The organism is Nonomuraea sp. KM90, from assembly GCF_052246675.1.
Classification (GTDB): domain Bacteria; phylum Actinomycetota; class Actinomycetes; order Streptosporangiales; family Streptosporangiaceae; genus Nonomuraea.
Genome location: NZ_JBQQCB010000129.1, coordinates 18,381 through 27,832, shown reverse-complemented (window position 1 = coordinate 27,832; position 9,452 = coordinate 18,381). Strand labels below are relative to the sequence as shown.

Here is a 9,452-nt window from a genome sequence, read left to right as displayed (position 1 = left end):
AACACTGCCCCAGCTTCCACACCGAACCCAGCTCGCTGCCCATCCTCGCCGCCCAGCGTGTCGACGCAGACGCGCTCGCCCAGGACGCCGAGAATCGAGGCTGGATCGCCGAAGCCGAACGACACCGCCGACTCATCACCCGACTCGACCACCTGATCAGCGAGGCCCACGCCGGATGACCAGCAGCGACACCCTCCACCGCGTCGAGAAGGCATGCGCCCAGCTCCACCACGACGGCCAACCCGTCACCTTCATAGCCGTCGCCAACCTCACCGGGCTAGGCCGCACCACCCTCTACCGCAGCCCCAGCCTCCGCGCCGTCATCGAGGAAAACCGCCGCCGCGCCGCCACCAACGGCACCCTCACCGGCCTTCTCGAGGAAATACGAAACCTCCACACCGCCCTGGAAGCCGTCGCTGCACGCGTCCGGCGCCACGAAGAGCAACTCCGCCGACTTACTACCCGGGTCAGCTGAAAGCGTTAACCGGCCAACGCCCAGAACCAGCGTCATTAGCCGGATAATGCTGGGACAACGCCATGGCCGAGTCGTTCTTCTCCGCCCTCAAGAACGAGTGGCTGCACCGCTTCGTCCTCACCACCCGAGCCAAGGCCAAACGGCAGGTCATCCGCTACATCGAAGGTTCCACAACCACCGGCGCCTGCATTCGGCGCTCGGCTACCGACCACCCTTCGAAGTGCTCAACGAGTCCCTTTCAACCACGACGGCCGCATAGGCTACGCCCATAAGACGGCTGTCCGGAATCTCCGTGGCCCCTCAGACTGCAAGGGCGGCACCCGCGGAGATCCCACCCACACCGTCACCAACGACGAGGGCGACGCCGGTTTCCTGACCCTGCGCACCGGCACCGAGCAGTCGGTCAACACGTTCTTCGTGGCGCTGGAGCAGCGGGTTGACCTGTGCGACGTGGTCAAGACCGCCAAGGCGCTGGGCATCAAGCGTTCGGACGGCTTGCCGTTGCAGGAGGTCGAGACCTTCACGCTCGGCGTCAACGAGATGGACCCGGTCACTGTGGCCATCGCTTACGCGGCCATCGCGGCGCGCGGCAAGTACTGCGCGCCGATGGCCGTCACTTCGATCACCGACCGCGACGGCAAGGTCACCGTCTACGAACCGAAGTGTCGCCAGGCCGTCGACGAGGGCGTAGCCGACGCCGCGACGGACATCATGTCGGGGGTCTTCACCCGGGGCACGATGAGTCGCGTCGGAGGCATCGGCCGCCCCGCGGCCGGCAAGACCGGAACTGCTGACAACTCCTATACTGCCTGGTTCGCCGGGTTCACCCCCGACCTCGCCAGCGCGGTCAGCCTCGGCGACCCCCGCGGCCCGATCGATCATCCGCTCAGGGGGGTGACCATTGGTGGCCAGGGCTACTCCACGGTCTTCGGAGCCGACATCTCTGGGCGGATCTGGAAGGCCACCATGCTCGACGCGCTGAAGGGCATCAAGAAGACACCCTTCCACCCCGTGGACAGCTCCCGGTTCGGCGGCTGCAACAGCTGTGCGCCCAAGAAGGCCGAGCGCGACGAGGGCGACGGCGTGGCCCTCGGTGACACCGAGGGCCAGGGCGATGGCTTTTGACGCGTCCTTCGCGGATCTTCAGATCTTGTCCGTATGTTCGTCCTTGGCCAACTCGATCGCCTACGCCACCGCGACGGCGCGCCGCTCCATCTCCGAATCGTCGCGGGGATAGATAGTCAGCAGTTGCCCGCAGCGCGGCGGGTCGCGTACCTGGCGTTGCGCATGACACCGTGAACGGGCCGCGCAGGAACTTGAGCGCAAGGCCGCAGCACGCAGTAGCCACGCACCGCGGTGATCAAGCGTTCGGCATTATCAGGCAAGCCCGAAACGTGCATCGACCCCTGCGTAGGCGGGTCCGCACTGCCGGGCAGGCAGCTCGTCGAAGCACGGATCAGCTCGGCAAAAGAGGTGTTACTCCCGGTTCACCGCTCACCTCGGGATGGAGCATCCTAGCACCAGCTCGGCGCGCGTGGCGGGCTGGACTGGTTGCGGTGCGCGGTCGGCTGCTCCTGCAGCCCTCATTCGCTACCGCCGGCTCACCAAATGAGTCACCGTCTTAAGTCCGTTGGCGCCTGCGGTAGCGATGGATCTTCAAGCTGCCCTGGCCCCTGCCACGGCTATGTCCAGATCACCAGCTCGTACGCGCCGGAGAGACGGAGGAGGCACTGGTAGGTGCCCCAAAGCTTGCCGTCTGCGTTGCAGTCCTGCAGCCCCCAGGTGTTGCCCGGATAGAACACCCCCGTCGGGGACCAGCCCATCGTGCCGACCTCGCCAGAGGGCGCAGTGTTGGGTGCCGTCTGGGTGGCGTGGGCGGCGGAGCTCATCGGGAGAAGGGCGGCGAGAGAGATCAGGCCGACTGCGGCTGCCCGGACCACTTGGTTCATGGAGCTCCAGGTGTGAGGTTCATTGCTATTTCTACGCTGATGATGTCCGTATGGGCGTGATATTCCAAGTGGGAAATTTGCCAGATGACGCTGCGATACGGTCAATCTTCTCGCGGGTTCCCACCTGCGAAGGGGGACGCCGGCGGGACGGCGTGGAGGGACATGCCTCTCTGTCCGGTCCGTGAGGAGCCATCTCCATGAGGGTGTCTCTATCCCCCAATTAACGATCTTGAATGGGTGACAAGACCTGTGCGGCGGAGACCGGAGTCTGCCGATCAACCAGCCTCGGTTCACTTTCGGCAGTACAGCGGGGTCCGGCGCCGCGATGGACCGACGTGTCGTTCGACTCTCGCGTCGCGTCGACCTGAGCGGCGCCAGGGGGCGTGCCGAGGAGGCGCTCATCGTCCGGGGATCTCCCTTCGCAAGAGTTCCTCCAGTACGGGTAGTGCACTGCTGAGCGCCGCGCGTTCTTCGGCTGTGCCCTTGCCCATTGCGGCGGCGAGCGGTGCAGTGCGGCGCGCATGGCCGTCGTGGATGGTCGCGCATCCGATGGGGGTGGGCGACAGGATGGCGCTGCGGCCGTCTTGAGTCGAGGCGATGCGCCGAATCATGGACAGCTTCTCGAGTTGTGACACGGTGCGCGCCATCGTCGGTCGTGACACCTCCTCCATGGCGGCGAGCTGGGACGGCGTGATCTCTTCCGCGTGCACGATGACTGCCAAGGCGGAGGCTTGGGCCCCGGTGAGAACCGGGTTTGGATCCGCCGCCCGCAACCAGCGGACCAGTTCGGCAGCAGCCATCGCCCAGCGTTGGGCCTCGTCATTGACCTTGTGACCGCTCATATAATTAGCATAAGCTAACTATATGTCCGACAGAGCCTTGATCAGCGGACCAACCGTCCCGGGTCTGGCCGCAGCCGCCGCTCCAGCAGCGGCGGCCATGTTCCTGGGCAGTCTCGCGGTGTTCGCCGCGTTGCGCGACGACGGCTATTCGCATGCCCACAAGGCGGTCAGCGAATTGGGCGCCTCAGGGGCGCAGCACGCGTTCGCGTTCAACGCACTGGGCTTTGTTGCACCCGGACTGCTGGTGATCGCGTTCACCATGGGGTTTGCCCCGCTGATCCGGGTCGGCGGCTCCGTGGTCGGGCCAGCCCTGCTCGCCCTTTCCGGGGCGTCGATGGTGATCGCCGGCGTCTTTCCGGTGGACATGGCGGCGCGTGACTCATGGACGTCCCTCGCGCACTTGGCCGGCGCCACCGCCTCGGGCATCTTCTGGGCTGCCTCCCTGTTTTGGATGGGCCGGCTACTGATACGCCTGCCGCCCGTCGCGGGCTTGGCACGGATCACACCGTGGTTCGTGCTGTTCCCGGTGGCGAATCTGGCTTGGCAGGCGATGTGGCAAGCCACGGGGTGGCCGGCGCCAGGCTGGGGCCAACGACTCGCGTTCGCTGGCTACTTTCTCTGGATAGCTCTTACCGGCGTGATGCTGCTGCGCGGGTCAAGTCCGGCCAACGGCGAGCAGGTGCGCCACGCAGGTCCCCCGTCTCCCCTCCGCAAAGGCGTCATCGATCCGTAAGCCACACACGGATCAGGCCACCTGGGGGTGAGTCAGGTCGATGCCTTGTCCATGCCGGGCCAGAACCATCAGCCTGAGTGGGCCTGTCACAGACTGGTGACCAACTTCTTGGTTCAGAGAAGCGTGATCGCGGCCCACGTCAGGTGGGCTTCGCTGTGCTGCGGGAGCCGCTCGTAGTCGATCACGTTGCGCGGGGCGTTCATCATTTACCCGATCGACCTTTCGACGATCCACCGCCGGGCCACTACCGTGAACCCGGTCTGGTCCCGCAGCTTCGTCACAATCGTGAGAGCCAGGCGCAGGAAGCGCCGGGCCCAGTCCGCCGAGATCCCGGCATAGCCGCTGTCGCCCCAGATGAGAGGAGCTGCGGGTGCAGTATCCGCAACCGGGCGAGCGGCTCGCGGGCGGCGTCGCGATCTGGCTGTCCGGCCGGGGACCCCGGCGTCACGGGTCGGATCTCTCCCGCCTGATAAAGCTGTGCACGAGCTGGGCTGCCGCCATCGAGGTGAGCGCTCGGTAGACGGTGAGCCCGGTCCGTTCGCCCTGCTCGTGCAGCTCGGCGTGGATCTGCTGGCCGAGACCGGTAGCAGGTGACGGCTCAGGAGGTCGAGCACCGGCAGCTGCTGGTTGGTCGTCCGGATGCCGGCCTCCTCCAGCATCCAACCCCAGGGTAAGACGTCGACCCATCCCCACTCCGCTCACACAGTTGACAATGGTTATCACTCTCTTGCAGGATCGGGGTTCGCCGCACAATGCCCACCGAAGGACAAATCACATGGCAGATGATCGCGTTCCGGTCACCGTGCTCACCGGATTCCCCGGATCCGGCAAGAGCACCCTGCTCAACGGCATTCTGACCGCGGAACACGGCAAGCGCATCGCCGCCATCGAGAACGAATTCAGCGAGGTCGGCGTACACGACACCGTCGTGCTCGACGCCGAAGAAAAAATCTCCGAAATGAACAACGCTGCCTCTACTGCACCATTCACGGCGACCTCATCGGTACCCTGGGCGCGCTCACGAAGCAGCGTGACTGCCTTGACGAGATCGTGGTAGAGACTACCGGCCTGGCCGATCCGGCCCCGGTCGCGCAGACGTTCGTCGTCGACGACGAGACCAAGGCCCAGTTGCGGCTGGACGCCATCGTCGCCCTGGTCGAGGCCGCACGCATCCTGCAACGCCTGGACAGGGAAACCCCGGACGGGGCGAAGAACGTGGCGGTCGAGCAGGCCGCCTTCGCCCACCGCATCGTGCTCAACAAGAGCGATCTGGTCAGCGAGCACGAGCTGTGCACGGTGAGGGACCGCCTGCGGCTGCGGCAGATCAACGCCCTGGCCGAGATCATCCCGGCACAGCAGGCGAAGGTGGACCTGGACAAGATCCTCGACGTTGGCGCCCTCCACCTGGACCGGGAGCTGGACAACGATCCCGCGTTCCTGACCGAGGCCGATCGCCAGCACGACCAGAGCGTCACCTCCATCGGCTTCGGCCTCCCCTTACGGCGGCTCCCACCTGGCCATCGCGACCACCCCGAACGGCCGCTGGATCAGCACCGGCAACCAGGACTGCAGCATCCACATCTGGCGCGCCCGCGACGCCTCCGAACTCACCATGTCCGGCCACCCCGAGAAGATCTCACGGCTGCCCTTCGACTCCACCACCCGAGGTCACCGTCTGGGACTTCGCCGGAAAGGGACCCGCGGGAACCACGTCCAGACTGCTGCCCGTCCATGACGGCATCGCCGGCCTCGCCTGGCGGCCCGGCCGATCATGCGTGCTGGCCACCGCAGGCCGCGAAGGCGGCGTCCAGCTGTGGCGCCCGACGTCAGGGCGACTCGGCCCGCACCATGTCACCCCTGGAAGCTGGGACATCGGTGCCGAAGCCGGCGCGCTGGCATGGCCGGACCCGCGGCACCTCGTCATCGGCAACCGCGACGGTGTCGTCACCTGCGCATCGGTTGGCGTGACATGACATCTGTCCTTACATCGAAAGGCACGACTTTGCGCATTGTCAGATGCGGGGCCTCGGCCGCACTTGTGCTCGGCATGGTGATCGCCGGAGTGTCCCCCGCACGCGCCGAACCAGAGAAGGCACCGGATTCGGCGGCAGGACAGCGATCGGTCACGTTGATCACCGGTGATCATGTCCTGGTTGACCCCCAAGGGCAGGTCACGTCCGTGGAGCCAGGCCAGGGTAGACGGGACGTGACCTTCTGGACCTTACGGGCCGATGATCACGTGCGCGTGCTGCCGTCGGACGCCGCGCCGCTCGTCGCCTCCGGCAAGCTGGATGAGCGGCTGTTCGACATCACCACCCTGCTCGACTTCGGCTACGACGACGCCCACCGAGATGATCTTCCCCTCATCCTCACGTACACCGGTGCCGGCACGCGTGCCGCCAGGCCGTCGGTCAAGGCGTCCCAACCCTTGCCCGCCATCGGCGGCGAGGCGGTACAGGCGTCCAAGAACGACGAGGTGGCTGCGCTGTGGGCGACGATGACCCAGGGCAGTACCACAACGCGGGCGTTTACCGGCGGCATCGACAAGGTATGGCTGGACGGCAAGGCCGAGGCCGTCCTGGACCAGAGTGTGAAGCAGATCAGCGCGCCCGCGGGATGGGCGGCCGGATATACCGGAGAGGGGGTCAAGGTCGCCGTTTTGGACACCGGCGTCGACCAGACCCACCCCGATCTGGCAAGCAGGGAGGTCGGCGAGAGGAACTTCACCGACTCTCCGGACGCCGTCGACCGCTTCGGCCACGGCACCCACGTGGCCTCCATCGTCAGCGGCAGCGGCGCGAAATCTGGCGGGAGATACGTTGGCGTCGCCCCTGGTGCTCGCATCCTGGATGGCAAGGTGCTCAACGACGACGGCAGCGGCCTGCAGTCGTGGATCATCAACGGGATGTCATGGGCGGTGGACCAAGGCGCCAAAGTGGTCAATCTGAGCCTGGGCGCATCGGACTCCGCCGAGATCGACCCGGTGGAAGAGGCCGTCAATACCCTGTCGGCGCAGCACGGCACGCTGTTCGTCATCGCGAGCGGAAACACCGCAGGCGCCGGCACGGTCAACTCTCCCGGATCGGCGGACGCCGCGCTCACGGTCGGCGCGGTCGACCGCGATGACACCATCGCCCCGTTCTCCAGCGGCGGGCCGCGCATCGCCGACAACGCCGTCAAACCCGACCTTACGGCCCCTGGCGTCGGTATCGTCGCGGCCAAAGCCACGCAAGGGAGCATCGGCACACCCGCCGGAGAAGGCTACGTGGCGCTCAACGGCACCTCGATGGCCACCCCGCATGTGGCAGGCGCGGCGGCTATCCTGGCCCAGCAGCATCCCGACTGGCCAGGAGACCGGCTCAAGGCTCTGCTGGCCGGCTCTGCCAAGCCCAACGCCACGGCGACGCCGTTCCGGCAGGGGGCAGGGCGGGTCGACGTGGCCGCCGCGACAACCCTGGACGTCATCGCCGAGCCCACCACACTCAACTTCGGTATCCATGCCTGGCCGCACGACGACGACGAGCCGGTCAGCAAAACCGTCACCTACCGCAACGACGGCGCCAGCGAGGTCACGCTGAACCTCACCGCCGAGTTGCGAGCGCAGAGCGGAGCCGATGTGCCCGCCGGGATGTTGAAGGTCGAGCCGGACACCGTCACCGTACCCGCCGGCGGCGTGGCGACGGTCTCCGTCATCGCGGACCCCCGGATCGGCTCCGCCGACGGAATCTTCGCCGGAACGCTGATCGCCACCACTGCACAGGGCAAGGGCTCAGTGCGCACGACGCTGGCGCTCACCCGGGAGGCAGCGACCTACGAACTGGCCTTGAAGTACACCGACCGAGCCGGGAACGCGCCGAGCCAGGCGAACACCATCGTCGTCGGCCTCGACGACAACAAGTGGCATATTCCCCGTCCGGAAAACGGCGCCGCCACCCTGCGCCTCCCCACTGGCCGGTACTTCATCGCCACCGACATCGACACCCCCCGCGCCACCGCAGGGACGGACAAAACGAAGCTGCTGTACCCGGAGTTGTCACTCGGCGGCGAGACGACGATCGCTCTGGACGCGCGCAAGGCCGAACAAGTGAAGATCAGCCCGCCCGACCCCGCCGCCACCTACGACGGCACGATCATCAACTACCAGCGCGTCGCGGGCAAGGTCACGATCAAGTCAGTGGGATGGACCGACGACCCGTCCGGTGTCTACACCGGCCACCTCGGGCCGAAGATCTCCACCGGCAACTTCGACGCTCAGATCAACGCCGCGTGGAGCAAAACCGACGCCGAACAACGGCACTCCCGCTACCACCTCGCGTGGAGCCGGACAGGCACCTTCTTCACCGGCCTCACCCGGCGAGTCAGCAAACACGAACTCGCCCGTGTCCGGCTGGACTACGGGACACGCCGGCCCGGAATGACCGGTTCTCCATCCGTCTGGGCCTACACACCCAACGGCTACTGGGGAACCACCCCCACGGGACAGGACCGGCCTCTGCCGTACTCCGTCACCGCATACGTCAACACCGACAACCTCCGCTGGCAGTGGGGCATCACCCAGAAAGACTCCGAAGGCGGCTACCAGGCGCTGGTCACCACCGAGCCTCGGACCTACCGGCCCGGCCGCGACTACCACGAGCGCCTCAACTCCGGCATCTACGGCCCCGCCATCGCCGAGCCCGCCGGCTACGGCCTGAACCACAACGTCACCACCTACGGACTCACCCGGAAGGGAGACACGATTACCCTCAACGCCTCGCTGTTCGGCGACGGCGCTGGCAACGTCGCCGAGACATGGCCTGCACCGGTCGGCACGACCATCCTCACCCGGGACGGCAAGACAGTGGGACAGCTCCCCACCCCCGGAGCGGCCGCCTTCACGGTGCCAGCGGACAACGGCACCTACCGCCTGACCACCGAAGCAACCCGACCCGACGCGACAGGAACGAGCACCAAGGTCAGCGCCATGTGGACCTTCACCTCCAACCGGCCCACAAACGCCGCCGAGATCCGGCTCCCACTGCCCGTCATCCAGTTCTCATCCCCGCACGCCGCCACCGGCAGGGCACGCATCGAGGTCGCCGTGCGGCACCTACCCAACGACGGGTACGGCCGGCTACGCGAACTCATGGCCGAGGTCTCCTTCGACGACGGAAAGACCTGGACCCATGCCCCAGTCCGCAACGGACACATCATCCCGCCGCGGCATCCGGCCAACGCAGACGCCGTATCCCTGCGGGCCAAAGCGAAAGACGATCGCGGCAACACCGTGGAACAGACCACCATCCGCGCCTACGCCATAGGTAAACAGCCGTAAGCCCACTTCCCCATGACGGACTCTCCGCGAACAACCGCCGCGAGCACATCCTGTCACCCAACGATGACGCGTCCGCTCAACGTCGCTCCCGGAGCACACCCCACCCAACGGCCCGATGCCGGCCTGGGCGTATTCGAGG

General features: G+C 66.6%; 8 protein-coding genes and 2 pseudogenes. 7 read left to right on the top strand and 3 right to left on the bottom strand.

The window, feature by feature from the left end; genetic code table 11:
• Positions 1–175: 175 nt before the first annotated feature.
• From ACTWPW_RS53500 to ACTWPW_RS53490, 3 genes and pseudogenes are all read left to right on the top strand, one after another.
• Positions 176–475, top strand: coding sequence for a hypothetical protein (locus ACTWPW_RS53500; protein WP_443173489.1), 300 nt, complete (start codon positions 176–178; stop codon positions 473–475).
• A gap of 47 nt (positions 476–522) precedes the next feature.
• Positions 523–734: pseudogene (locus ACTWPW_RS53495) on the top strand (integrase core domain-containing protein); the annotation flags it as partial.
• Positions 731–1,600, top strand: a complete 870-nt coding sequence (locus ACTWPW_RS53490; protein ID WP_443173490.1) for a penicillin-binding transpeptidase domain-containing protein — start codon at positions 731–733, stop codon at positions 1,598–1,600. The pseudogene ACTWPW_RS53495 and the gene ACTWPW_RS53490, both read left to right, overlap by 4 nt.
• 557 nt (positions 1,601–2,157) lie before the next feature.
• Here ACTWPW_RS53490 and ACTWPW_RS53485 read toward each other — a convergent pair.
• Both ACTWPW_RS53485 and ACTWPW_RS53480 read right to left on the bottom strand, forming a co-directional pair.
• The gene (locus ACTWPW_RS53485; protein ID WP_443173488.1) at positions 2,158–2,424 is read right to left on the bottom strand and encodes a hypothetical protein; all 267 of its coding nucleotides are present in this window, start codon (positions 2,422–2,424) and stop codon (positions 2,158–2,160) included.
• Positions 2,425–2,822: 398 nt separating this feature from the next.
• Positions 2,823–3,266, bottom strand: coding sequence for a MarR family winged helix-turn-helix transcriptional regulator (locus tag ACTWPW_RS53480; RefSeq protein ID WP_443173487.1), 444 nt, complete (start codon positions 3,264–3,266; stop codon positions 2,823–2,825).
• 22 nt (positions 3,267–3,288) lie between these two features.
• Between ACTWPW_RS53480 and ACTWPW_RS53475 the strand changes: the two genes are divergently transcribed.
• The 3 genes and pseudogenes from ACTWPW_RS53475 to ACTWPW_RS53465 all read left to right on the top strand — a co-directional run.
• Positions 3,289–3,999: a DUF998 domain-containing protein gene (locus ACTWPW_RS53475; RefSeq protein ID WP_443173486.1), complete on the top strand. Its 711-nt coding sequence runs from the start codon at positions 3,289–3,291 to the stop codon at positions 3,997–3,999.
• Between the two features lie 712 nt (positions 4,000–4,711).
• On the top strand, positions 4,712–5,056 hold the full coding sequence (locus ACTWPW_RS53470; RefSeq protein WP_443173485.1) for a GTP-binding protein: 345 nt from the start codon (positions 4,712–4,714) through the stop codon (positions 5,054–5,056).
• Positions 4,984–5,286 (top strand): annotated as a pseudogene (locus ACTWPW_RS53465) (GTP-binding protein); the annotation flags it as partial. The gene ACTWPW_RS53470 and the pseudogene ACTWPW_RS53465, both read left to right, overlap by 73 nt.
• Before the next feature lie 210 nt (positions 5,287–5,496).
• Here ACTWPW_RS53465 and ACTWPW_RS53460 read toward each other — a convergent pair.
• Positions 5,497–5,661 (bottom strand): hypothetical protein, encoded by a 165-nt coding sequence (locus ACTWPW_RS53460; protein WP_443173491.1) that lies wholly within the window; start codon positions 5,659–5,661, stop codon positions 5,497–5,499.
• A 544-nt stretch (positions 5,662–6,205) separates the two neighbouring features.
• On the opposite strand from ACTWPW_RS53460, the gene ACTWPW_RS53455 reads away from it, so the two are divergent.
• Entirely contained in the window at positions 6,206–9,313 is a 3,108-nt protein-coding gene (locus ACTWPW_RS53455) for a S8 family peptidase (RefSeq protein ID WP_443173484.1), read from the top strand.
• Positions 9,314–9,452 lie beyond the last annotated feature (139 nt).

Coding starts and splice junctions, on each gene's coding strand:
- ACTWPW_RS53500 (WP_443173489.1), top strand. CDS start 176: ATGACCAGCAGCGACACCCTCCACCGCGTCGAGAAGGCATGCGCCCAG.
- ACTWPW_RS53485 (WP_443173488.1), bottom strand. CDS start 2,424: ATGAACCAAGTGGTCCGGGCAGCCGCAGTCGGCCTGATCTCTCTCGCC.
- ACTWPW_RS53480 (WP_443173487.1), bottom strand. CDS start 3,266: ATGAGCGGTCACAAGGTCAATGACGAGGCCCAACGCTGGGCGATGGCT.
- ACTWPW_RS53475 (WP_443173486.1), top strand. CDS start 3,289: ATGTCCGACAGAGCCTTGATCAGCGGACCAACCGTCCCGGGTCTGGCC.
- ACTWPW_RS53470 (WP_443173485.1), top strand. CDS start 4,712: ATGGTTATCACTCTCTTGCAGGATCGGGGTTCGCCGCACAATGCCCAC.